The sequence below is a fragment of the Salicibibacter kimchii genome (assembly GCF_003336365.1).
Classification (GTDB): domain Bacteria; phylum Bacillota; class Bacilli; order Bacillales; family Marinococcaceae; genus Salicibibacter; species Salicibibacter kimchii.
In genome coordinates, this window is sequence record NZ_CP031092.1 from 2,873,313 (window position 1) to 2,898,308 (window position 24,996).

General features: G+C 45.7%; 23 protein-coding genes, 4 tRNA genes and 2 riboswitches. Of the genes, 24 read left to right on the plus strand and 3 right to left on the minus strand.

The genetic code is table 11. The annotated features are described in order from the left end of the window. Positions 1-4 precede the first annotated feature (4 nt). Entirely contained in the window at positions 5-1,252 is a 1,248-nt protein-coding gene (locus DT065_RS14490; RefSeq protein WP_114374587.1) for a DNA polymerase IV, read from the plus strand. 15 nt (positions 1,253-1,267) lie between these two features. Beyond that, entirely contained in the window at positions 1,268-1,567 is a 300-nt protein-coding gene (locus DT065_RS14495) for a YolD-like family protein (RefSeq protein ID WP_114374589.1), read from the plus strand. An 808-nt stretch (positions 1,568-2,375) separates the two neighbouring features. Here DT065_RS14495 and cls read toward each other — a convergent pair. Beyond that, positions 2,376-3,824, minus strand: coding sequence for a cardiolipin synthase (gene cls / locus DT065_RS14500; protein WP_114374591.1), 1,449 nt, complete (start codon positions 3,822-3,824; stop codon positions 2,376-2,378). Between the two features lie 119 nt (positions 3,825-3,943). Next, positions 3,944-4,045, plus strand: a riboswitch (TPP riboswitch). 164 nt (positions 4,046-4,209) lie between these two features. On the opposite strand from cls, the gene thiD reads away from it, so the two are divergent. Both thiD and DT065_RS14510 read left to right on the plus strand, forming a co-directional pair. After that, positions 4,210-5,031, plus strand: coding sequence for a bifunctional hydroxymethylpyrimidine kinase/phosphomethylpyrimidine kinase (gene thiD, locus DT065_RS14505; protein ID WP_114374593.1), 822 nt, complete (start codon positions 4,210-4,212; stop codon positions 5,029-5,031). An 11-nt stretch (positions 5,032-5,042) separates the two neighbouring features. After that, positions 5,043-6,227, plus strand: coding sequence for a winged helix-turn-helix domain-containing protein (locus DT065_RS14510; RefSeq protein ID WP_114374595.1), 1,185 nt, complete (start codon positions 5,043-5,045; stop codon positions 6,225-6,227). A gap of 4 nt (positions 6,228-6,231) precedes the next feature. On the opposite strand, the gene DT065_RS14515 is transcribed toward DT065_RS14510, so the two are convergent. Continuing rightward, positions 6,232-6,513, minus strand: coding sequence for a hypothetical protein (locus DT065_RS14515; RefSeq protein ID WP_114374597.1), 282 nt, complete (start codon positions 6,511-6,513; stop codon positions 6,232-6,234). 89 nt (positions 6,514-6,602) lie between these two features. On the opposite strand from DT065_RS14515, the gene DT065_RS18980 reads away from it, so the two are divergent. The 19 genes from DT065_RS18980 to DT065_RS14610 all read left to right on the plus strand — a co-directional run bounded on the left by DT065_RS18980 (position 6,603) and on the right by DT065_RS14610 (position 23,069). Continuing rightward, entirely contained in the window at positions 6,603-6,758 is a 156-nt protein-coding gene (locus tag DT065_RS18980; protein WP_160112570.1) for a hypothetical protein, read from the plus strand. A 1-nt stretch (position 6,759) separates the two neighbouring features. Further along, on the plus strand, positions 6,760-7,491 hold the full coding sequence (gene nagB / locus DT065_RS14520; RefSeq protein WP_114374599.1) for a glucosamine-6-phosphate deaminase: 732 nt from the start codon (positions 6,760-6,762) through the stop codon (positions 7,489-7,491). A 278-nt stretch (positions 7,492-7,769) separates the two neighbouring features. Continuing rightward, a complete protein-coding gene (locus DT065_RS14525; protein ID WP_227002625.1) occupies positions 7,770-8,552 on the plus strand; it encodes an alpha/beta fold hydrolase in 783 nt (260 codons plus the stop codon). Next, the gene (locus tag DT065_RS14530; protein WP_114374603.1) at positions 8,545-10,146 is read left to right on the plus strand and encodes a UDP-N-acetylmuramoyl-tripeptide--D-alanyl-D-alanine ligase; all 1,602 of its coding nucleotides are present in this window, start codon (positions 8,545-8,547) and stop codon (positions 10,144-10,146) included. Before DT065_RS14525 ends, DT065_RS14530 begins: the two co-directional genes overlap by 8 nt. Before the next feature lie 16 nt (positions 10,147-10,162). Then, a complete protein-coding gene (locus tag DT065_RS14535; RefSeq protein WP_114374605.1) occupies positions 10,163-11,380 on the plus strand; it encodes a D-alanine--D-alanine ligase family protein in 1,218 nt (405 codons plus the stop codon). A 418-nt stretch (positions 11,381-11,798) separates the two neighbouring features. Next, positions 11,799-11,873, plus strand: a tRNA-Glu gene (locus DT065_RS14540). A 35-nt stretch (positions 11,874-11,908) separates the two neighbouring features. Continuing rightward, a tRNA-Tyr gene (locus DT065_RS14545) sits at positions 11,909-11,994 on the plus strand. Between the two features lie 9 nt (positions 11,995-12,003). Beyond that, positions 12,004-12,078 (plus strand) — tRNA-Gly (locus DT065_RS14550). Between the two features lie 30 nt (positions 12,079-12,108). Beyond that, positions 12,109-12,182: transfer RNA gene (locus DT065_RS14555), tRNA-Gly, on the plus strand. Between the two features lie 441 nt (positions 12,183-12,623). Further along, entirely contained in the window at positions 12,624-13,433 is an 810-nt protein-coding gene (gene cdaA / locus DT065_RS14560; protein ID WP_114374607.1) for a diadenylate cyclase CdaA, read from the plus strand. After that, a complete protein-coding gene (locus tag DT065_RS14565) occupies positions 13,426-14,724 on the plus strand; it encodes a CdaR family protein (RefSeq protein ID WP_114374609.1) in 1,299 nt (432 codons plus the stop codon). The genes cdaA and DT065_RS14565 overlap by 8 nt, the downstream gene beginning before the upstream one ends. Before the next feature lie 77 nt (positions 14,725-14,801). Next, positions 14,802-16,148, plus strand: a complete 1,347-nt coding sequence (glmM, locus tag DT065_RS14570) for a phosphoglucosamine mutase (protein ID WP_114374611.1) — start codon at positions 14,802-14,804, stop codon at positions 16,146-16,148. A gap of 365 nt (positions 16,149-16,513) precedes the next feature. After that, positions 16,514-18,325, plus strand: a complete 1,812-nt coding sequence (gene glmS / locus DT065_RS14580) for a glutamine--fructose-6-phosphate transaminase (isomerizing) (protein WP_114374615.1) — start codon at positions 16,514-16,516, stop codon at positions 18,323-18,325. 384 nt (positions 18,326-18,709) lie between these two features. Continuing rightward, the gene (locus DT065_RS14585; RefSeq protein WP_114374617.1) at positions 18,710-19,024 is read left to right on the plus strand and encodes a Tn7-like element transposition protein TnsE; all 315 of its coding nucleotides are present in this window, start codon (positions 18,710-18,712) and stop codon (positions 19,022-19,024) included. A gap of 326 nt (positions 19,025-19,350) precedes the next feature. After that, positions 19,351-19,518, plus strand: a riboswitch (M-box (ykoK) riboswitch). A 239-nt stretch (positions 19,519-19,757) separates the two neighbouring features. Next, a complete protein-coding gene (locus DT065_RS14590) occupies positions 19,758-20,006 on the plus strand; it encodes a hypothetical protein (RefSeq protein WP_114374619.1) in 249 nt (82 codons plus the stop codon). A gap of 35 nt (positions 20,007-20,041) precedes the next feature. Next, positions 20,042-20,359 (plus strand): hypothetical protein, encoded by a 318-nt coding sequence (locus DT065_RS14595; RefSeq protein WP_114374621.1) that lies wholly within the window; start codon positions 20,042-20,044, stop codon positions 20,357-20,359. Positions 20,360-20,492: 133 nt separating this feature from the next. Then, positions 20,493-21,854: a magnesium transporter gene (gene mgtE / locus DT065_RS14600; RefSeq protein WP_114374623.1), complete on the plus strand. Its 1,362-nt coding sequence runs from the start codon at positions 20,493-20,495 to the stop codon at positions 21,852-21,854. A gap of 54 nt (positions 21,855-21,908) precedes the next feature. Next, complete coding sequence (locus DT065_RS14605; RefSeq protein ID WP_114374625.1) at positions 21,909-22,298, plus strand: DoxX family protein; 390 nt, start codon at positions 21,909-21,911, stop codon at positions 22,296-22,298. 63 nt (positions 22,299-22,361) lie between these two features. Beyond that, positions 22,362-23,069 (plus strand): phosphatase PAP2 family protein, encoded by a 708-nt coding sequence (locus tag DT065_RS14610; protein ID WP_160112571.1) that lies wholly within the window; start codon positions 22,362-22,364, stop codon positions 23,067-23,069. Between the two features lie 67 nt (positions 23,070-23,136). Here the strand turns inward: DT065_RS14610 and DT065_RS14615 are convergent, their stop codons facing one another. Then, positions 23,137-23,625 (minus strand): ABC transporter substrate-binding protein, encoded by a 489-nt coding sequence (locus tag DT065_RS14615; protein ID WP_114374629.1) that lies wholly within the window; start codon positions 23,623-23,625, stop codon positions 23,137-23,139. 221 nt (positions 23,626-23,846) lie between these two features. On the opposite strand from DT065_RS14615, the gene DT065_RS14620 reads away from it, so the two are divergent. Further along, positions 23,847-24,959, plus strand: coding sequence for an ABC transporter substrate-binding protein (locus tag DT065_RS14620; RefSeq protein ID WP_227002626.1), 1,113 nt, complete (start codon positions 23,847-23,849; stop codon positions 24,957-24,959). The last annotated feature ends 37 nt before the right edge of the window (positions 24,960-24,996 follow it).

The following is a 24,996-nucleotide window of genomic DNA, read 5'->3' on the forward strand; positions in this document are numbered from 1 at the left end:
ATCTATGGCCGCGCAGACATCAAGAACCGTTTTTCTCGTTGATATGCAGTCGTTTTTTGCGAGCATTGAAAAGGTGCAGGATCCGACATTGGAGGATCAGCCCGTGGTTGTCGCCGGGGACCCGAAGATTCGCAGCGGCGTGATCTTGGCCGCGTGCCCGCTCGCGAAAAAATGGGGCGTACAGACGGCGGAAGCCTTGTGGGAAGCGGAGAATAAATGTCCGTATTTGGTCGTAGTCAGGCCACGCATGCAGCTGTATCTCGATATTTCCGTAGGCATCGCGGCCTCCCTCGAGGCGTTTACGGATGAAGTGGAGCCGTACAGCATCGATGAAATTTTCATGGAGATGACGAACGTTCTCCCCGGTCTGAACATGACCGCCGAAGAAGCGGCCGAGATGCTGATCACCAAAATATACCGGGAGACGGGCATTGTCGCGCGCGTGGGCATTGGTCCGAACAAGGTGATGGCGAAGATGGCGTGCGACCATTTTTCCAAAAAACAAACCGACGGTATTTTTTATCTCCATGAACAAAATTTACAGGAAAAATTGTGGCCGCTTCCGGTTGGAGACATGTTCGGGGTCGGTTCGCGCATGGCTCGCCATTTTCATGATATGGGCATTCGCACGATCGGGCAGCTGGCGCGGGCGAACCTGTCCGATTTGCGCAAGCGCTGGGGGATTAACGGCGAATTGCTGTTTTGGACGGCACACGGGTGGGATGAATCGCCGGTCACGATTGACACGCACATTCGCCGCAAAGCGATCGGCCACCATATGACATTGCCCCGCGATTACCGATCATGGGAGGAGATCAAGGTGGTGCTGATGGAATTAAGCGAGGAAGTTGCCCGGCGCGTGCGGGCGAATCGCTATATCGGCACGACGGTGACCGTGGGGGCGCGCGGGCACAATTTTTTCGATCAGCCGTCCGGATTTCACCGCCAGCTCAAGGTACATGATCCGACCAATGATGGCAAGGTGATCTTTGATGCGGCGAAACGGTTGTTTTTGACCCATTGGAATCAGGAACCGATCCGAAGCCTCGGCGTTACTCTTGACGGGCTAACGACCGACGAAGCCCGCCAGTTGAGTTTATTTTACCCAGATCGTGACCGCGAAGTGCTCAACCATACCGTGGACGAATTGAAAAAAAAATACGGAGACGCGGCCGTGCTGCAGGCCTCGTCTCTCGCCGCAGGTGGGCAGGCATTGCTTCGGGCCGAGAAGCTCGGCGGCCATTATAAGTAGAAGGGATGGGTAATCATGAACAAGTTAACACCCGGAAGCAACTTGCGTTGGGAATCGAGCCGGATGATTTTGCCGGAACACCGGGAGCAGTGGCTGCGATATCGATCCTCGCAGCAAAATTCGGCGCCGCCCCTCCTCGATGAGCAACGCTGGGCCGAGATGGAATGGACGTTGCGGCAAGCGATGGAGGAAGGCACCCCGCTCACGTTTACGTACTGGGAGGCGGGGGAGATACGGAAGCAACGCGGCATTTGTTATTTTTTCGATCATACGCTCGGGCGCTTTCACGTGCAGGCAGCCGATGAGGCAGATTAACTTGGAAAGATTGGTATTAAAAATAGGCGTAAAAACCTACCAAGAACGTAACGCTATACCATTAATGATAGACAAGGATCGGGAAACAATATAAAACAGCATAGCAGCGCCTATGCTGCATAGTAGAAACCATATATGAAAATCAAGCGAGTCTGTATGACTTGCCCCTAATGAGTTTATGATGAGATATAACGTTCCCACGAATAAACCTGCTGCTCCATAGGCAATAAAATGGAGGAGGTGAGTGAAAAAATTCCATCTACAATTAATCTTCTGTCCAATCTTGTCGATAAGGACAGAACTTGGAATACCTCCCAAGATAAAAAACCAAATGGAGACAAACAGATAGGATAGGAACAGTTCAAAAAAAACCAATGGTAAACATTCGGATCATGTTCCCATTGGGGGGGTATAACTCCAGGACGCTAAAATAACACTAAAAATCATCGCTGATAAGATAGCCGTTCCAATTCGTACAAAAATCGACTTCCCCTCCTTTTCACAGAAAAAACCGGCTTGATCCCGATAATAGATCGATAGAATCGATCCAACGATCTAAAAACGGGCTTGATCCTGAAACTAGATCGATAGAACCGATCCAACGATCTAAAAATAGGCTTGTCCCCGAAAACAGAACGATAGAACTGCTCAAATGACCTAAAAACATGTATCCCGATGTCAAAGAGCCGTAACGCACGGCGGCAGAAACTTCATGACGCCCGACCGAGTGCGAACCCACGAATTTCAGTCGCCATGAAAGACGCATGGCGACTGCCCGTTGCCTGAACCGAAACCATGCCGTTTTCCCTTACAATATCGGCGACAACAACCGGGCAATCGATTCTTTGAAACGAACCCAGTGCCCTCGCTCCTGATAACGTTGTGGGGTCATTTCCGAAGAAAACGTTTGGTCAGCTTCGAAAATCGTGGCCATTTTTTCGCCGAGTTTTTTATCATACATAAAGGCGTTTACTTCGAAATTCAGACGGAAGCTGCGTACGTCGATGTTCGCGGTACCGATGGTGCCGACGCTCCGGTCTACAACGAGCATTTTCGAATGGATAAAACCTGCATCGTAAATGTAGAAGCGAGCACCCGAATTGAGCAATTCTCCCATATGGGAATACGTCGCCCAGTATACGAAGGGATGATCCGGTTTATTTGGGATCATAATGCGCACGTCTTTGCCGGCCAAGGCAGCGATATGTAACGCATCAAGCAAACTGGCATCTGGGATAAAATAAGGCGTTTGGATGAATACAGATTCGCGTGCCGAAGTGATCATTTTGATATATCCGTTTTTGATTTCTTCCCATTTGGTATCCGGTCCACTGGAAACAATTTGCGTGCTAATATCCCCCTGAAGAGGAAGATAAGGAAAATAATGGGGCTCATAGTGAATGGTCTTGTCTTTGGAGGCTTGGTTCCAATCAAGAATGAAGCGGGTTTGTAACGCTTTCACCGAAGATCCGCGCAAACGTAAATGGGTATCGCGCCAATAACCCATTCGCTTATTATGCCCCAAGTATTCATCGCCGACATTAAATCCACCGACATACGCGACTTCCCCGTCAATCACTACGATTTTGCGGTGATTTCGGTAATTCAGACGAGAGTTCATATAAGGGATACGTGAAGGGAAAAATACCCCGACTTCGCCTCCTACTTCCGTGAGGGTTCTAAAATGTTTCGGATAAAGCTTTCGGGACCCCATATCGTCATAAAGCACACGGATTTGCACTCCTTCGCGTGCCTTTTCCGTCAGCAAGTTGATGATGCGTTTTCCAAGGTTGTCATTACGAAATATGTAATATTGCAAATGCACATGGTCTTTCGCCTCCGCGATGTCAGACAATAATTGCGAAAATTTATCAACGCCGTCCGTGAACACATCCACATGATTGTCTTGGGTTAACACGGCGTCGTTACTGCGGAGCAACAAAGAAACCAGGTCACGGTGGTTGCTCGATGTTTCACTTTTAAAATCGAATCGATGATGTTTCATATCATATAATTGATCATTGATTAAGTCCTTCAAGCCTATTTGTTCAATGCCGTCCCAATCAAATAGACGTTTTCGGGTCAAGTTTTGCCCAAGGACTAAGTAAAGGATGAACCCGAGGTAGGGGATAAAGACCAGGATGAGCAACCAAGCCCAAGTCGCGTGCACATCACGTCGCTCCATAAAAACAATAATGCCGGCAAAAATTGCGTTTAGTAAAAATAACAAACCAACAGCGATTGATAAAATGTCCATTGTTTCCCTCCTTTCTTTTCCAATTTTCCTTCATGGTATCATGTTTTCAGCCGGGCGTGGTTCATCAAATGTAAGAAAACATATGAATATACAGCAGAATTATGATAGAATAAAAAAAGAAAAACCACTAGGGGTGCGTTCAGCGCTGAGAGAAGTGATGGCTTCAACCCTTTGAACCTGATCCGGTGGATACCGGCGGAGGAAAGTGGCGAAAGAATGTAGCCGGGAACGTTACGTTTGTCCGCATTTTTGCCACCTTCCACATGAGGGTGTTTTTTATTGTGCGATAAAAAAACACAGGGAATTCCAAGTTTAAGGATCGGTTGATCACTTCCGGTGGTACCGCCGGTGTCAGTATACCGGCGAGCCAAAGGAGGGCACGGACATGACAGAAATCGCAAAAGCATTAACGGTGGCAGGGACGGACCCAAGCGGAGGAGCCGGAATTCAAGCGGATTTGAAAACGTTCCAGGAGATCGGCGTCTATGGAATGAGTGTGATTACGTCCGTCGTTAGTCAGAATTCGCTCGGAGTAAAATCCTTCGTGGACCTCGAGCTGGATTTTGTGGAAAGCCAATTCGACGCCGTGTTTGAGGATATTCCTCCAAACGCGGTGAAATCGGGCATGCTTTCCAATCCTAACGTGATGGCATTGACAGCCCGGAAGCTGAAGGAAGCGAATGTGGCCAATTACGTGTTGGATCCCGTGATGATTGCTTCCAGCGGGCACGCGCTCATTTCGGAAACAGCCAGGGAGAAGATTGCGAAAGAGCTTCTTCCCTTGGCCACAGTCGTCACCCCCAATTTACCGGAAGCGGAGGCGCTGACCAATCGGGAGATCAAGACGATCGACGATATGAAAGAAGCCGGGCGGGTTTTGGTTGAAGACTATGGAGTGAACGCAGCATTGATTAAAGGCGGGCATTATGAAGGCGAGGCTGACGATTATCTTTATGATGGCCAAACGTTTGAAAAATTTTCAGCGGAACGCTTTGACACAAAGCACACCCACGGAAGCGGCTGCACGTACGCAGCGGTTATTACAGCCGGTTTGGCGAATGGAAAGCCCCTCTATAAGGCTGTGAAAGATGGGAAAGCATATATTACGGCCGCCATTTCAAACCCGCTCAATATCGGAAAAGGGCAAGGTCCGACGAATCATTGGGGACATCGCTGGTCTGAGGTTCAACCGACCACCAAAGTGTAAGGAGCGAAACCATGACCATTCACGTCAATAAAAAGGCAGCACGACGTTTTCTGCTCGCGAAGTCCGGCCTGAACAACTATGGTGCGATCGGCCCGAGCATGGGGGCGGCCCTTCGCCGGTTGGAGTGTGTGCAATTGGATCCGGTGGCCATCATCGAGCGGAACCACCATCTTGTTTTTTTCAATCGTTTGGAAAAATACGATCGCTCAGCATTCGAGCGTCAATTATGGGACGGGCATGCCTTTGAGTATTTTGCCAACGCCGCTTGTATGCTTCCGATGGAGGACTATCCGATTTTCAAAGGGAAAAGAAAAACGAGCCAACGGGAGTGGGCATCGAAACGGGAACTGCATAAAGACGTGGAACGTTCGATCCGGCAAGCGTTGGCGGATCAAGGGCCGTTACCTTCCAAATTTTTTGCTTCAAACAAAAAAGTCGTCGGGGCCTGGGATCACCCAACGCACGCGACGACAAAAGAAACGAGTCATGTGCTCCGAATGCTGTTTGAAACAGGGGATATTCAAGTATGCGGCAGACAAGGGTCCGAGCGCTATTTTGCCTTGAGCGAAGATGTGATCCCCGCTTCCTATCAACAAGAATCAGAAGGAATCAGCGAAAAAGAAGCGGGCCGAAGACTTGTGCACAAATATTTGCGCGCATATCGCCTGATTGATGACAGCGATCCGCGATTTGGCTGGCAGCGCATGACAGCAAAGGAGCGCAAGGCTTGGGTGGAAGGCTTTATTTCTGATGGTACGCTCATTCCGGTGGATATCGAGGGCGCAACCGAGCGGTACACGGTATTGCAGGAAGATGCCGAACAGCTTCTGGCATACGAAACGAGCAATAAGCGTAGCAATGATGCCGTCTCCTTTTTGCCGCCGCTCGATAATTTGCTATGGCGACGAACTCGCTTGGAGGATTTATTCGATTTTATGTATCGGTGGGAAATTTATATGCCGCGGCATAAGCGACGCTATGGTCCGTACACGCTCCCGATCTTGCTCGGTGATCAGCTGATCGGGCGGGCGGATCCGTTTTTTGACCGTGAAAAAGGGGAGTTGCATATTCATATCCATGAAGAACCTTCCCGGGAATGGTCAAAAACGCGCAAGGAACGCGTGGAGCGCGGGGCCAGACGCTTGGGGAAACGTCTTGATGCAGAGGACGTTCGGGTCACGATGGTGACGGAATAAGGCATTACCCTTTTTCCGTCAAGTCCCCTGCACTTTCCAAGGTAATGATGTTTTCTTTACTTTCGCCATCAACATCCGCAACAATCGCGCGGCCTTCATACGTGCCTCCATCAGTTCCAAACTCGAAATACATCGGTGTTTTTGAACTCACTGCATCAAAGATTAGATTTTGCTCTTCAACGCCTTGGAATGTGGCCGTCCAATCATTGTTATCTGTTACTTCAATATTGCCAACGCGGAAATTGAACACCTTTCCATCTGTTGTTCGTAACGCGTCTACTTTCATGGCCGAATCCTCCTTTTTTGCTTATGTCATTGCCATTCCCAGGGAAGCATGAAAACAAACTATGGATTTTTTGCGTATTGGGAGGTATGATGCGGGCGTACGGGACCACCTTGCCTGAGCTCGCGGTCATGGCAGCCGGCAATCAGGCGAAGACGTTAGCGGATATCGTGTTGCTTAATGAACATCTGGGTTTGGAAGAAACATGGTGTCGCGGTCAGTTAGCGTATCAAAGCGGGGAGCGATAGGATGGACATACGTATTTGTAAAAATTATGAGGACCTTAGCACAAAAGCTGGTGCACGTGTGGCGGGCCAAATCGCAGAAAAAGAAAACAGTGTATTGGGGCTGGCAACGGGTGGCACGCCCGAAGGGATGTACAGGCAACTGGCCGAACAATATCAAAAGGGAGCGCTTTCTTTTCGGCAGGTAACCACGTTCAATCTGGATGAATACATCGGTTTGCCCACGAGCCATTCTTTAAACTATCACGCTTATATGAAGACCCATTTATTTTCAAAGGTTGATCTTTTAACGGAGAATACCTACTTGCCTGATGGAGGTGCGATGGATCTAACAGCGGAATGCGAGCGTTATGAAACATTGCTTCGTGAAGCGGGCGGGGTAGACTTGCAAGTATTGGGACTGGGGCATAACGGCCATATAGGTTTTAACGAACCGGGGACGCCCTTCTCTTCAACCACTCACGTCGTTGAGCTTGATGAAAAAACAAGAGAAGCGAATGCCCGCTTCTTTGACAAAAGAAGCGATGTTCCCAAAAAAGCAATAACAATGGGGATTGAAACGATTTTAGCTGCCCGCGAAATTCTGGTTCTCGTCTCGGGATTGGATAAGGCAGAAGCGCTTAGCGCCATGCTGTATCGGGAGGTGACGGCTGCGTTTCCGGCCACCGCTTTGCAAAAGCATCCGAATGTCACCGTCCTTGCCGATGAGCAAGCGGCAAAGGGATTGCCGGGTTAGTGTTCATTGGTTGAATGTGATTGCCCCCCTCTCTGATGCCTCCCATTGCATAGGGGAAGGTGCCTTTGCATAAGCATGTGTGACAACATTTTTTTACGTCCGCGATCATCATGTTCTGCTCTCCGGCCTCTGAAATCCGATCTCCGGGATCACGGGCACTTACCACCGGGCTAAAATTTTGTGTCTTCACTGCAGGCGATTTATGATATGATATGAAATGATTCTCTTGTAAAGTTTATAACATCAGCCAAGTGATAAATAGAATGGGGCGTATAAACGTGTTTACAGATATAAAGGGAGGGCAAGTCCATTATCACTGCTCGGGAGAAGGGAAAGATGTCATCCTCCTGCACGGTTGGGGGGCCAACATCGATGCTTTTTCCCCGGTCCATCGTAATCTCGAACAGCATTTTAAGGTTTGGTCGTTTGACTTCCCGGGATTCGGAAAAAGCTCGGAACCTCCAAGCCCGTGGAGTGTTGATGATTATACGAACATGTTGGAACAATTTATAAAAAAGCATGACATTCAACGCCCGATCCTGATTGGACATTCGTTCGGAGGCAGGGTGTCGATTCGTTATGCCTCTGACCGGGACGTACATAAGGTTATTTTAGTAGATAGCGCGGGGATTAAACCGAAACGTAAATTAAAAAATCGAGTGAAAGTATATACGTATAAAGCGAGTAAAGCGTTATTAAACATCCCCGGTTTGAAATCACGCAAGGAAGATATTCTCGCGAATATGAAAAAGAAATTGGGATCCGCTGACTATCAAAATGTATCCGGTGTGATGCAGCAAACGCTCGTGAAGGTTGTAAATGAAGATTTACGTCATTATTTGCCGAACATCTCCGTACCTACGTTACTCGTATGGGGAGAGCACGACGAAGCGACGCCTGTATCCGATGCTAAAATAATGGAAGAAATGATTCCCGATGCCGGCCTTGTCGTACTGAAAGGCGCAGGTCACTATGCTTATCTTGATAACGCGCAGGAATTTTTAATTATCCTCAATCATTTTCTCGAAAAAGACAAGGAGGCCCGTACGTCGCATGAGTAACCTATTGATTCTTTTACTTATTGCCACTTGGGCTTGGTATACGACCATCCGTATGAAAAAGAACGTGCATATGCTCCAACTCAATGCGTACCGACCGGAACGTTATTTCCGTTGGATGAAAGAGCATCCGGAAAAAGCGATGTATCCGCGTGACGTGTGGCCGGCGCTTGCCCTTGTGTTTTTGCTTCCGATATGGGGGCTTTCGGATACTTGGAGCTTTTCGCTTGCGGCACTATGGGCCATCGCAGCCTATGTTTTGCTCATCTTGGGACGGCCGAAAACCGTTGAGAAAAAGAAACTTGTCTATACACCGCGAGTGAAAAGGTTGTTGATCACAACAAGCATCCTTTACGTGCTCGTTCTCGCGATCGCATGGCTAATTGGCGTTAACCCCTTCGTCTTCTTCTTGCTTTTGCTGGTTGCGGCTAACGTTCTGACATTTTTTATCGTCATGAGTGCAAATGTCATCAATTTGCCGGTTGAGTCGCAGATCAATCAACGTTTTTTTAACGATGCCGAAAGCATTGTGGAATCGATGCCTGACCTTGAAGTGATCGGCATCACGGGAAGTTTTGGAAAAACGAGCACCAAGCATATTTTAAAAGCTGTGTTGGCAGTGGAGTACAATGTTCTGATGACCCCGGAAAGTTACAATACGAAAATGGGGGTCACAAGGACGATTCGAGAACAGTTGAAGCCGTATCACGAGCTGTTTATTGCCGAAATGGGTGCGAAGCAAGAGCATGACATTGCAGAAATCTGTGAACTCGTTCATCAGAAATACGGCGTACTTACCGCGATCGGCGAACAGCATTTAGAAACGTTTAAAACGCTTGATAACATTAAAAAAACGAAATTTGAAATCGTGGAAACACTGCCGGAAGATGGAACGGCTTTTCTCAATAAAGATGATGAAAATATCCGCGCGTATCCGCAAATGAATAATTGTCGCACGCTGTATTACGGCATCGATGCCGACGAGCTTCACTATCGTGCGATGAATATTGCGTACTCGGCTAAGGGAACAACGTTTAAGGTACGAAAATATGACGGATCAAACGTAATGATTGAAACAAAATTATTGGGCAGGCATAACATCTATAATATTCTTGCGGCGGTAGCCATTGGATCGGAAAAGAATATTCCGCTTGAAAAAATTGCCCGCGCCATTAAAGGGGTCCCGCCGATTTCACATCGGCTTGAACTGAAAAAATCGAGCGCCAACCTCACCATCATCGATGACAGCTTTAACTCCAATCCGACTGGTTCGAAAATGGCTCTCGAAGTGTTGGGATCGATGCCGGAGAAAAAAGTGCTTGTCACGCCCGGAATGATCGAGTTGGGTGATAAAGAATATGAACTCAATAAGACGCTCGCACAACATGCGGCTGGGGTCTGTGATTTTATTATTCTCGTCGGCAAAAAACAAACCGAACCGCTCCAAGACGGGTTAACGCAAGCAGAGTATCCGAAATCGAACTATTATGTAGCTGAAGATTTGCAAGATGCGTTACAAAAAATGCACGAAGTAACGGCAGCGGAACCTTCTGTCGTGTTGTTGGAAAACGATTTGCCGGATACGTTCAATGAATAGTAGGGGGACAACGAATATGAAAACAAAAGTAGGTGTTTTTTTCGGAGGTATTTCTGTTGAGCATGAAGTTTCCGTGATTTCAGCCTTGCAGACGATCGACGCGATGGACGATCGGCGTTATGAACCCGTCCCCATTTATATGGCGAAAGACCGTACCTGGTACACCGGGGGGGAATTGTTGGACATTGAAGCCTACAAAGATCTGGATGGCTTGTTGCAACAAGTGCAATCGGTAACCCCTGTGCCTGCTGAGAACGGCGGTGTTATGTTGCAAAAAAAACCAGTGCCTAAGTTTGGGAAAAGAGAGGTTGCCCATATTGATGTTGCTTTTCCTGTTTTGCATGGAACGTTTGGCGAAGACGGGGTGCTGCAGGGGTTCTTTGAACTATTAAATATCCCATACGCCGGTTGCGATGTCACTTCTTCCGCGGCCGGCATGGATAAAATCGTGATGAAGCAAATGCTCCGGGACCAAGAAGTGCCGGTCCTTCCGGACGTTTGGTTTTATCAGCATCAGTGGGCGGGACAACAAGCATCGCTACAAAAAAAGATTGAGGAGAAACTAGGGTACCCGGTCATCATTAAACCGGCAAACCTTGGTTCGAGTGTAGGGATTGACGTGGCCCGCAACCGGGAGTCTCTTGATACGGTTGTGGAGGAAGCATTTTCCTTCGCCTCCAAACTTGTCGTCGAGCCCCTGATTTCTGATTTAACCGAAGTTAATTGTTCGGTGCTCGGGGACGCTGAAGAGATGGAAACGTCCGAACTGGAGGAAGTATTAAAGACAGAAGAGATTTTGAGTTATGCCGATAAGTATCAAAGCGGGGCCGGCGGGAAAGGAGATACCTCCGGGACGAAAGGAGTTGGGGGGATGGAAAATACGGATCGTGTTATCCCTGCTCCGATTGACGAGAAGCTTGCCGCGGAAATCCGCCGCTTGGCGAAAGAGACGTTCCGCGTTCTCGGTTGCAGCGGTGTTTCCCGCGTTGATTTCATGATTGATAAAAACGAAAATCAAGTCTACGTCAACGAGATCAACACGATCCCAGGCTCGCTTTCCTTTTATTTATGGGAGCCGGCTGGCAAAGATTTTACCACGCTCACCCATGAAATGATCCAATTGGCATTGAAACGGGAACGAAACCGCGAGCGCCTGACATTCTCCATCGATACCAACCTTTTTGCATTGCAAGGGAACAATGGGAAAGGTGGAAAACAAGGAAGCAAAAGGTGAAAGGAAAGACTGTCCTCCATTGGGAAGGGCAGTCTCTTATTGGTTTCCAGTTTAAAACAGACTGAGAATAAAACTGATCACTACAATCAGGCCAATAATGATTAAAATAGTTCGTAACATGAGGACCACCGTTCCTTCTAATCGATTTGCTTCGCTATTTCCTCACTCCTTATTTGTCAAACCTTATTTGGCAAAAATGAAACCAAAGGCAGGGGATTTTGAAAGGGTCTGTTTATCCGGATGCAAAATCGGGCCCGAATGAGTAGTAGTTGGAATCCTGAAAATTGGTAATTTGATGGATAGATGGCTCCGTTTGCCGCCAATAAAAATCTATAAAAAAAATCACCATTTCCCACTTGCATTTTATCCGCAAGGCTCATATAATATAATTTGTCAGCTTACAGCGGTAAGCAATTGTGGCCCGTTGGTCAAGGGGTTAAGACACCGCCCTTTCACGGCGGTAACGCGGGTTCGAATCCCGCACGGGTCACCATCTTTTTTGCAATTTGATCGCTAAACCTTTATACTGGAGGAGTAGCGAAGTTGGCCAAACGCGGCGGACTGTAAATCCGCTCTCTCTGAGTTCGGCGGTTCGAATCCGTCCTCCTCCACCATATTCATACGCGGGAGTAGTTCAGTGGTAGAACACCACCTTGCCAAGGTGGGGGTCGCGGGTTCGAATCCCGTCTCCCGCTCCATATATTTTTATGGAAGTTCTACATATTTTCGCGGGTGTAGTTTAATGGTAAAACCTCAGCCTTCCAAGCTGATGACGTGGGTTCGATTCCCATCACCCGCTCCATAAGATGAGAAATGGCAAAACGTATGGTTTTGCTTTTTTTTATGGGAAGTGGCTGGATAAAAGAAAACGATCATGGCGTCAACGCATGAAAGCGTATAGACGACGGAAGATAACAAACGAAGTTCGGAGTCCTCCCGTTCCCTTCATACCCTATTTTCCGAATTCTTGTAACAACTTACGTTTTAAAACGATATATATAGGGGAGACGATTTGATGACAGGCAGTTGCTACGTGACTGTTTGCCTGTAATTGTCGGGGAAACACTATAGATCAATGGATATGGAAAGGGACGAAGAGGGTATAATGGTAAAATGAGCGATTGGTCAATCAAAGTGCCGAAAAGTAACCCACATGCCTATGCCTATGTTATAATAAAAAGAAATTTTCCAAAGTGAACCTCTCGAGGTTTCTCGGTTTCAATTCCTATTGGGAGGAAACGTAATGTTTGGCGAGGAGTTCATCACGTGGCTAACGAGAATCGTGGATATTTTGTTAGTGGCGTTTGTCGTATATAAATTAATAACGATCGTGCGCGGCACGAGGGCCGTGCAATTGATTAAAGGAATTACGGTTATCTTGGTTGCCTGGTTTCTAAGCAGCCTTTTTGCCTTACAGACAATGCAGTTTCTCATGAACCTTGTGGTTACATATGGGGTGTTGGCCATCATCATTATTTTTCAACCCGAGTTGAGGCGTGCGCTTGAACAATTGGGCCGGGGCCGACTGTTCGGAAGAGGGCCGACCCCCGAGGAAAAGAACTCCGTAAACACGATTGAAGCATTGTCGAAATCGATTCAGTATATGGCCAAAAGAAGAATCGGCGCGCTGATTTCCATCGAAAATGAAACGGGAATGGATGATTATATCGAAACGGGAACGCCGGTAAAAGCGCAAATTTCTAATGAATTGCTTATTAATATATTCATTCCCAACGCACCGCTTCATGATGGGGCAGTGATTATTCAAAACAATGAGCTAAGTGCTGCTGCTTGTTATTTGCCGCTTTCAGAGAATCCGTTTATCTCCAAAGAATTGGGAACACGCCATCGCGCAGCCATCGGAGTGAGTGAAGTGACAGATGCGCTTACGATCGTCGTGTCCGAAGAGACCGGAGATATATCGGTTACGAAAAATAGCGAAATCCATCGCGAAATTGACAACGAGCGGCTTCGCAAAATGCTGGAAAATCAGTTGTTAAAAAATGTAAAAACACAATCCCGTTGGCAGTGGGGAGGGCGTAAAAATGGATAAGCTCTTCAATAACCGGTGGTTTTTACGTTTCTTTTCCTTGGTGATCGCGACGATGCTCTTTTTAATGGTTAATATGGATGATTTAGGGAGTCAACCAGGTGTTTTCCCGGTGACAAACTCCGAACAGTTAACAATCGAAGATGTGGAATTGGACGTTTATTATGATGACGAGCAATACGCGATTGTTGAGATGGAAGATACAGTAGATATTCAACTGTCCGGTACGCAAAGTGCATTAAATCTTTTTCAAGTAACGAGTCCGAATTATGAAGTTTATGTGGATTTGGAAGATCTAGGCCCGGGCGTACACAATGTAAATGTTGAACACCGTGATTTTCCTGCCGGAATCAATGTGTCTACGGAACCGGAATCCGTGCAGGTGACATTGGAAGAACGGGAAATGACGACGTTGCCGGTAGAAATTGAGTTTATGAATGAAGATGAATTACCGGAAGGCTATACCCTTGGAGAGCCGGAGGTTACTCCTGAAGAAGTGGAAGTACAGGGGGCTGTCTCCCAACTTGAAGACATCGATTCGCTGCAAGCGTATATTGATGTCGGAGGCGCGGAAGAAACCATCTATGAAACGGTGGAGGTAACGGTCTACGGTCCTTATGGTGAAGTGTTGGATTTTGCCGTGGACCCGAATACGGTAGATGTCGTCGTTCCCATTACCCCTCCTTCGACAGAAGTTCCGCTGGAAGTGGAGACTGAAGGGACTCTGGATGAGGATGTGGAACTCGTTGATCTTTCCGTTGAGCCGGAGACTGCCACCATTTATGGTGATTTGGGTATCCTTGATGATATTTCCGCCGTTGAAGTAGGCCCAGTCGATGTAAGCGGAATGACGGAAAGCGAGACCATGGAGATGGATATTGACATGCCGGACGGGGTCATCCATGTTCAACCAGAGACAGTGAGCATACAGGCGATTGTGGAAGAAGATGAAAACAACGAAAACAATGAAGAAGAAACGGAAGAACAAGATACCCAGACGATGGAGCTGCCATTGCAGGTTGATAATGTGCCGGGAAATGTTGAAGTAACGGTTACAGATGAAGAGCCCTTCAATGTAACCGTTGAGGGGGACGAAGAGGAACTTGATGATTTAAGTGAAGACGACGTCCGCTTATATATCGATTACGAAGAAATCGATGATGAGCATGTTGATGAAGGCGACGAAGCGTCTTATGAAATGCAGGTAGAAATCGAAGGGCCAAGTGGCTTTGAGTATCAGTTGGAGATGGAAAGTGTGGAAGTCGAAATAACAAATCCTGAAGGTAGTGAATAGCCTAAAAATAGCCAGCCTTTTTGACAGGATTTTTGAACAACCTCTATTGAAGGGGAAGTCAGAAGGAGCGATACGATATGGGTAAGTACTTTGGCACAGATGGGGTAAGAGGGGTAGCGAATACCGAACTTACGCCCGAGCTTGCATTTAAGCTCGGGCGCGCGGGTGGTTATGTATTGGCGAATGATCACAGGACCCCAAAAGTTGTGATCGGTCGTGATACACGGATTTCCGGAGAAATGTTGGAAGGCGCCCTTGTCGCTGGCCTTCTTTCCATTGGAGCAGAAGTCATGCGTCTGGGGGTCATTACCACTCCCGGTGTTTCTTACCTTACGAAAGCAATTAGTGCTGATGCCGGTATCATGATTTCGGCTTCGCATAACCCCGTGGAGGATAATGGAATCAAGTTTTTTGATGCCAATGGATTTAAGCTCTCCAGTGCCCAAGAAACAGAGATAGAGACATTAATGGACCGGGAAACAGACATTCCTCGCCCGACAGGTGCTGAACTTGGAAGTGTCAGTGACTACTATGAAGGGGTACAGAAGTATGTCCAGTTTTTAAAGCAAACGGTTGACGAAGATTTTATGGATTTACACGTGGTCCTTGATTGCGCCCATGGGGCTGCCTCTTCGGTAGCGCCGAGATTGTTTGCAGACCTTGATGCCGAAATTTCAACGCTCGGAAACAACCCTGACGGCACGAACATTAACGTGGATGTCGGCTCCACAAAGCCGGAGCAACTCGTCCATCTCGTTAAAGAAAAAAAAGCAGACATAGGGCTGGCTTTCGATGGCGATGCAGATCGGCTCATTGCTGTTGATGAACAAGGAAATATCGTTGATGGAGATAAAATTCTTTACATTTGCGGTCGCTTCATGAAGGAAGAAGGTATGTTGGCCCATCACACGGTCGTGACCACGGTTATGAGCAACTTGGGGTTATACAAAGCACTTAAAGACATGGATATCGTCGCGAAAAAGACCGCGGTAGGCGACAAATACGTCATGGAGGAGATGCGCCGGGGCGGTTACAGTTTAGGCGGAGAGCAATCGGGCCACATTATATTTCTTGATTATGTTAAAACGGGCGATGGTCTGTTAACAGCTTTACAACTCGTGAATATTATGAAAGCAAAAGAAAAACCATTATCCGAACTCGCTGCTAGTGTTGAAAAATACCCGCAACGATTGGAAAACGTTCGAGTGGTAGATAAAAAAGCAGTCGAGGAAAATGAAACCGTGCAAACGGCTATTGCCGATGTGGAGAAAAGAATGGAAGGAAATGGACGAGTGCTCGTACGTCCCTCCGGCACCGAAGCCCTCGTGCGTGTCATGGTGGAGGCCGAGACAGAAACGCTTTGCCAGGATTATGTGGAGGAGATTACCTCTGTCATTTGGGAACAGTTAGGCAGTCGTGGATAAGGGCTGCCAACATACGGTTTTCTTTCATTGACGAAAGTTCATAACATGTAGTAGCCTTGTTTTGGTTTTATTTTTTAAAAAGAAAGGAGGCTCGGAGCAACAATATATTGAATGGGTATATCCCTTCAACAAGCGCCCGGACTGTTTTTGGACGGAAATAAAAACAGTTGACGAGGAGGAGGTTCATCGAAAGATCGGCGGATACCTCCCGGTTCTAGCGGCACAACCGACAGCTTTCGCCCAAAACGAGGGGGTGACTCCTCGCACAAAAGCAAGAGCAGTGACCGCAACAACATGAAGAGCGGGGCAAGGAGTTTCAGGCCCCGGCTTGGCATGCCTTGCCTCGCGTAAGGAGGCAGCAGGTAATGTGTGGAATTGTAGGATATATCGGGACAGAAAATGTAAAGGATATTTTGTTAAAGGGCTTGGATAAACTCGAATATCGAGGCTATGATTCGGCAGGTCTTGCCATTGTGGATGAGCATGAGGAAGATGTGCAGCTCGTTAAGGAAAAAGGGCGGATCGCTTCGTTACGAAAAGAAGTGGAGAAAATCAATCCCGAGGGAACATGCGGAATCGGTCATACCCGTTGGGCGACCCACGGGGCGCCGAGTGCTCGGAATGCCCATCCCCATCAGAGTGCAAATCGACGTTTTACGCTCGTTCACAATGGCGTGATCGAAAACTATGAAAGCCTCAAAGAAGAATACCTCTCCGATGTTGATCTCTTGAGTGATACGGATACGGAGGTTATTACACAGATCATTGAGCGTTTTGTATCTGAAGGTTTAGAGGTAAATGAAGCTTTTCGGAAGACATTATCGCTTTTAAAAGGTTCCTATGCCCTTGCTCTTCTTGACGAGGAGGCGGATGATCGTATCTATGTAGGAAAAAATAAAAGCCCGCTTCTTGTCGGAAAGGGTGACGAGGCTAACGTTGTCGCATCTGATTCCATGGCGATGCTTCACATTACGAAGACATTTGTCGAACTCATGGATGAAGAGGTCGTCACCGTCACCCGTCAAGGGATATGGATTCAAGACTTGGATGGCAATGATGTACAACGGGAAGCGTTCACTGCAGAACTTGATGAAAGCGATACGGAAAAAGGAACGTATGCCCACTACATGCTCAAGGAAATTGATGAACAGCCGCTCGTGATCCGTAATATTTTACAAAAATATCAAGATGAGGTCAATGAGATTCAACTTCCCAACGACATTCGCACCACGTTTCATGCTGCCGACCGCGTGTATATTATCGCGGCAGGAACGAGTTATCACGCCGGACTCGTAGGTAAGGAAATGATGGAAAAAGTCATCGGGAAACCGGTGGAAGTGCATATTGCCAGTGAATTTCTGTATAACCAACCTTTGTTGTCCCGAAACCCGCTCTTTATTTTCATATCGCAAAGCGGCGAAACAGCAGATTGCCGTGGCGTTCTCGTAAACGTGAAAGAAATGGGCCACCCGTCGCTGACAATTACAAATGTTCCAGGGTCCACGCTCTCACGTGAGGCTGACTACATGTTGCACACGTATGCAGGCCCGGAGATCGCGGTTGCCTCCACAAAAGCCTATACAGCACAAATGGCGGTATTGGCAATTCTTGCTATGGATGGGGCACATGCCGCCGGAAGCGATACCGATTTCGACGCGATCCATGAACTCAGCATCGCCGCCAACGCCATGGAAGCGCTCTGCGATGCGAAAGATGACATGGAGCAAATCGCCCGCGACTATTTGTTTGACACGCGCAACGCCTTTTTCATCGGCCGTTCTTTCGATTATCATGTCGTTAAGGAAGGCGCATTGAAATTGAAGGAGATTTCCTATATCCAAGCGGAAGGCTTCGCCGGCGGGGAATTAAAGCATGGAACGATCGCGCTGATTGAGGAAGGAACCCCGGTTTTTGCGCTCTCGACCCAAGAAAATGTAGATTTGAACATTCGCGGCAACTTGCAAGAAGTCGTCGCCCGCGGTGCCCACCCATGCGTGGTTAGCATGGAAGGCTGCCACCGCGCAGATGATCAAGTCGTGATCCCGCGTGTTCATCCGTACTTGACAGCCCTCGTTGCTGTCGTGCCACTGCAGTTAATTTCCTACTATGCCGCATTGCATCGCGGATGCGATGTCGATAAGCCGAGAAATTTGGCCAAAAGTGTCACGGTTGAGTAGGGGATATGGGCATGGGAAAGATCGTGTCATTAGTTATTTTTAGATAACTAATGGCGCGTTTTTTATTTGGCCGAAGCAAAAGTTCGGACACATTTGCGGAGAGCGTCGATGAAAATGTCCGAACTGGGGAGATGTTGGGGAACATTGACAGGAAAACACGGGAAAACAGTCCGAACTTGGATGTAGCTCGGACTGTTTTGTGAAGCATTTCGAAAAAAATGTCCGACACTCATTCCCTGTTGCTCGGTTATTGCTTAAACCTGTTTTTCGTATTTACATAAAACAGCATAAACACCGTAATCCCTACAAGGGGAACTGCAAGATTTTATTAATGTCTTAAAAATAATGGAAAACCACCCGGAAGTAAAATAAATTTGAGCATTTATGGATGCTTTACCAAAAGAAGTAGGAGAGAGAAAATTTACGAAGATAAGCGATGGTATTACTAAGAGGGGTTATGTAATTGCTGAAGTTTTTATGATGAATGGGAGGCAATTCAACATTATTGAGGTAGAACGTGAACGACGTTCTTTATCAACGCTTATATTATCTTCACTTTCAAGACAGGATTGGGACACTATCTATAATCACTTGCTTATGAACCTTGTCAATGCTAGTGGCACTTGGTCTATTAAGTCATTAACATACTTCGAAGGGCAAGGGGTTAAAGCTAGAATCTTATTAGGTAAGTTTTTATAATGCAATATATCGAACATGTTTCTTCAGAGAGTAGATTTACTTTGAAAAAACCTTTATCAATTTAAATCAAGCATGTGTAAAGTCCCCATCTGAAAACGCTATTTTAAATTCACTTAGCACCCCTAAAAACACCAAATAATAGGGCATTCCTGTAATAAAACAGGGGTGCCCCTATTTATCAAAAATAGATCATTTGATTTTTGTGGTTGACAATAGGAGGAACTTGTGCGTTCATACAGATACAGGTTATCGAGGAGTTAGCTTCATTGTAACATTTGACATCTTCGTATAACCCTGCTAACATTTTTGTGTCTTCAAAAAATGTATATCACCTTCGTTAGGTGAGGCTCCTGTGTTGGAAATATGCTGTTGCCCAGAAATGTCCAAAGACGCCAATGGGTGTAACAGAGGTCATCGAGATAAGGTGGCATCTAATACAGTTGGATGATTCATCCTATCCGCACAGTGTCAAAGCTCTACGAATGGAGGAAATACCCCGTTGCTTCTATTTATTTTAGGAAGCTTAGTTTTATGAGGCCAATTATCAGGCACCTTCATTCGTGAAGGTGCCTTTTTAAATGAAAAGGGGGAGATATCATAATGGAAGAGGATTCAAAAAGTTGGAACCGTTGGAGCAAGACTAAGTTCAAGAAACAAAGGAAAGTTTGATCTTGACGGTTAATGAATATAATGAGTGCCTACATCGATCGTTTACTGAAGAGGGGGAGGAGGTTTGAACATCCGCCTTAGTGCTTTGGTACTAATCGTGGTAGTGATGGCTGGTCGTGGAGAAGCATCATTCGAAGAAGAAGCCCCTCATACTACCACACATGAGAGATACGCAGAGGTAAGAGATGCAGAAATCTATACAGGATCGATCGCTCTCTTAATCCAAGAATATACGGATGCCCACATCATTTACAATGTTTATGAAGGGGTGAAGATCATAACCACATTATTGGCGGGGAATATAAAGAGATAATTGGAGACATCATCAAGGATAAAGGTATAGATATAGTGATTGATTTACACGGTACAGGGGGAAATCGGGAATTTGATTTAGATATTGGCACAAATGATGGGGAAGCCGTTAGTGATGAGCAGGTGGATCTATTAAAGCATAGTCTCGAGACTCAGGATATTAACGAAGTTTATGAAAATGACACTTTTTCCGCAAGTTTTGAAGGAACAATAACGAAACACACATGGAATCATTATGATACGGAGGCAATGCAACTGGAAATCCATAGTGATTACAGGGATCCGAGGAATGATTTTGAGTCTTATTATAAAATGCTGAGGTCCCTGGTGTTTTTTGTTGAGAATGTGGATTGATAGGCTAAAGAGGCTGAAGCATTGTATAGGCGACATTAGGCAAGAAAGAAGAAATTGATGCATTATTAAATTTTTGGTGAAACGGTTAGTATAACTTGTGCTATAGAAAAGTGAAAAAGTGAGGTGAGGCGTTATGCAACGTTTAGACAAAAAAAGCCGGGGAAAGTATGCAGAAGAAATCTTGGATTTCTTGCGAAATGAAAATATCCCGACCTTTCGAAAAACATTCCTTGATTTACATCCGATGGATCAAGCTACTATATTTACTGTCCTAGATCTCAACGAACGAGCCCTACTTTATCATTATATTTCAGCTGGAGAATTTTCGAGCATCTTTCAAGAGCTTGATTACGAAGTGAAACTTATGATCTTAAACGAACTTCATGAAGCGTATGCAGCTGATATGTTAAATGAGATGGATGCGGATGACGCTGCGTCATTTCTTGCCAAGTTACCTGAAAATACGCGAGAAAACCTCCTTCTAAGCATGGATGACACCGAAGAAGCAGAAGTTAGAGAGTTAATGACATACCCTGAAGAAACTGCCGGTTCTATCATGACAAAGGATTATATACAGATTAAAGCATCGTTCACGACCCGGGAGGTTCTGGAGTATTTACAAAAAGAGGGGCCCAGCGCAGAAACAATTTATTATTTATATGTCGTCAATGAAAATGAACAATTGGCGGGCGTCCTATCGCTGCGTGATTTAATTACCCATGAACCTTCAGAACTTGTGGAAAAGATAATGAGCACTAGGCTGGCAACGGTAACAGACAGTGACGATCAAGAAGAGGTAGCCCGAATGATCCAGCACTATGACCTGTTGGCGCTTCCCGTCTTAACAAAAATGGGAAAATTAGTCGGTATTATAACGGTCGATGATGCGATCGATGTTATCGAGGAGGAAACGACCGAGGACGTAGGGGAGTTTTCCGCTGTCCGCGGGGCCACAGATGAAGATGTCACCGCCTTTCAAGCCGCGAAAAAACGGGCGCCATGGATTGTCCTTTTAATGTTCCTTGGCATGATCACAGCCAGCACGATTGAGCAATTTGAAGAAACGTTAGAAGCGATTGTATTATTGGCTGTGTTTATCCCCTTGATTATGGATTCAGCAGGCAATACAGGCACACAATCGCTTGCTGTGATCGTTCGCGGGCTAGCGACAGGTTCCCTTGATAAAAAGGGAGTTGCAAAGACGCTTTGGCGTGAATTTAAGACGGGAATGATGATCGGCCTGGCTTCAGCGATTGCTATTGTCATTCTTATTTACTTCCTTTATGGAAATACCATGCTTGCGGTTGTGGTTGCTGTATCTATCTTTCTGTCTCTCAGCTTGGCAACGGTGATCGGGGCAATCTTTCCTCTGATTATTAATAAATTGAAGCTTGATCCAGCCATTGCCTCAGGACCGTTCATTACAACGATCAATGATATTCTAGGGCTGCTTATTTACTTTACTATCGCGACATCTTTATTGCACTATCTATAAAGAGGTATTCTTACCCTCTACATTTTTTCGCGATCATAATTTGGAGGAATAGCCATGGTAATACAAAAGATAATGCAAAACACAATGGAATGGGGGCTTGTAGTCTTACGCCTTTTGTTTGGTATAGTTATAGTAGCAATTGGATTAGAAAAGTTAATCGATGTCACCGGATTTCGAGAAACTCTTGGAATCACAGGAATCCCGTCTCAACTTGCTTATTTAGTGGCCTCTTTTGAAGTATTGGGAGGACTTTTATTGATCGCTGGTTTTATTATAAGGATCGCAGCCCTGACAATCGCAGGAATAAAGGCACTCTCGTTCTTTTGGGCACCCTATATGGACAGCGTGATCATCAGTGGATTTGAAATTCTCCTTATCCTATTGACACTTGCAGTAATCATTGCAATGAATAAAAAGCATAAATTTAGTGTTACACTCCAATAAAAAAACATCTCTTTTGCCATATGGTATATTTATATCGATGTCAAAAATAAGGAATGCATGTCTGTGTGGCGAAGTGTTGCGATTCTCTTACTTATTTTTATTTTTTCAGCAGTGACGTTTACTTTAATTGCTATTAGCTCTAACCAATATACAGAGTCTTTCATCGATGCTGTTATTTATGATTGGTTTTCCGTTGTCGACAATGACTTTACCCATGTTGTGTCATGGGTCTCATTTTTCGGTTCAGGCGAAGTGCTCATGATTCTGACTGCCCTTTTGATGCTATGGCTAGGCTTAAAAAGGAAGTCTTATTATCAGACGTTTTTCGTTGCGGTGGTGATGGGCGGAGGCGTTCTGTTAAATTTAAGCTTGAAGTTCTTGTTTCAGCGAGACCGCCCGGAGGATATCAGTCATTTTGAGATTTTTGGTTATGCGTTTGAATGGGTGTCTTACAGTTTTCCGAGTGGTCATGCAATGCGAGCTTTTTTATTTTGTACACTGATGATTTATTTGATTTGGTTATATGTACGTCATACACGCACGAAAATCATCTTTTCGCTATTGTTTGTGCTATTAATTTTGTTCATTGGCATTAGTCGGGTGATGTTGGATGCGCACTTTCCATCGGATATTATCGCTGCCTTTGTGGCTTCTCTAGCATGGTTCACCTTATGTCTTGCCGTTTTTCGGAGTTTTTATAACAAACGTTTACGAAAGCAACAAGACCAGGGCTTGAAGTTGAGAGAGGGGGATACCGATATGCCCAAATGAAGCATTAAAATGAATACGAGACATTGCATAAACTTCTCATTGTTTTCTAGAACTGTGTGAAACATCATCAGTTTGTACGTGGTTGTTCAGCAAGCCCTATATAGTTCTCATCGTCAATGTCCATATAAACGGTTGGTGCAATTTCGCTAAGCTCCTCATAATTGTCGGAGGTTCGACCAGAAATAAAAATCACATCCGGTTGCATTTCATTAATCAACTCAAAGTTAGGTTCAAAAAGATCCCCTACATCTTCGTATTTATCACTTTCAAGTTCTGATAAATGCTCCGGGACAACACCTGCTTTCGGTATTCCGCTGATATTACCGCCCAATTCACGAATGGAGTCTGTTAGGCCAAAATCAAATGATACGACTGTTTCCGGATTGACAGGCACATTCGTTTCTCCCAAGTCATGCTCAACCGTGATTTCTTCATTTTCCGATGATGTATTCCCTTCATCACCCGTTGCTTTGTCGGTATTTTCTTCGCTACACGCGGTGAGTACAGCAGTGATTGATACACCTGTAAGTATCCCAAATAGTTGTTTTTTCCCCATGTTTTATAAACTCCTTTTTTTATGTTCTATCTGAAATTTAAGTAATTAAGGCAAGGTGAGATCTGTGAGTTTATCCCCTCTTCAAATAATCAATAATGAAAATCTAGTCAATCATTATTAAGAATCTTTCGCCCCTTTTGTTTCATGAGCCATTTCCTTGTATAGTTGTTACTTTACAAAGGAAATTGTTGATCATGAAGAGATTCGGGAGTTATAAGTTTTTGGCAATTGATCTTTCCTTACATTTATATGTATGGTATCTTTTTAATGAGAATGATTATCACTATCACGGGGGGTATACAATGGTTGTCCATAAAATAAACAATCATGCTTTTCTTTTTTTAGGTATGTTTACGCTTATAATGCTTGTTTCTGGCTGTGGAAATGAAGAAGTAGGCGAACAAGAAAATTCGGATAATAACGAATCCGGTGAAGAGAATAATGTTACCGAAGTGGAACATGCGTTGGGGACTGCTGAAATAGAAGGTGAGCCTGAGCGAGTCGTGACTTTATATCAAGGGGCTACTGATACGGCTGTCGCGCTCGACGTTAACCCCGTAGGCGCTGTGGAACCCTGGGTAGAACAGCCGATGTATGAATACTTACGAGAAGATCTTGAGGACGTTGAGATTGTTGGGGATGAGATTCAGCCGAATTTGGAAGAAATCGCGGCATTGGAACCGGATCTTATTGTTGGCACTTTATTAAGACATGAAGAGGTCTATGACCAACTGAATGAAATCGCCCCTACTGTCATAGAAAAAGATTTGAATAACTTTAAGAACACGTTGGAAGTGATGGGAGAAGCGACAGGCCAAAATGATGCAGCAGAACAACTACTCCAGGAGTGGGATAAAAGAGTGGCGGATTTTCAATACCAAGTTGAGGATGAATTAGGGGAAGATTGGCCGATGTCTGCATCTGTGATAAACATACGATCAGATGAGGTTCGCATGTATACAGGCGGATTCCCGGGAAGAATCATCGATGAGGTTGGATTTGAATATACGGATGTTCAACAGGAAGCCATTGCTGATGAAGAAGATATTTTAGCATTTACTAATCGAGAGTCTATTCCAGAAATGGACGCCGAGATCTTCTTTACCTTTACGCAAAGCAACCAAGGAGAAGATGAAAGTGAAGTAGAAGAAACAATGGAAAACTGGACCAACCACCCATTATGGGATGAGCTGGAAGCTGTTGAAAATGGTGAAGTTCACATGGTCGATGAGGTCAAATGGAATTTGGGCGGTGGCTATATAGCTGCCCATCATATGTTGGATGATTTGTATGAAGTGTTTGACCTTGAGCCGGAGGAAACCGGGGAGGGATAAGGTTTATCATAAGGCTTTAATTTTGTTGGAAAGTAGG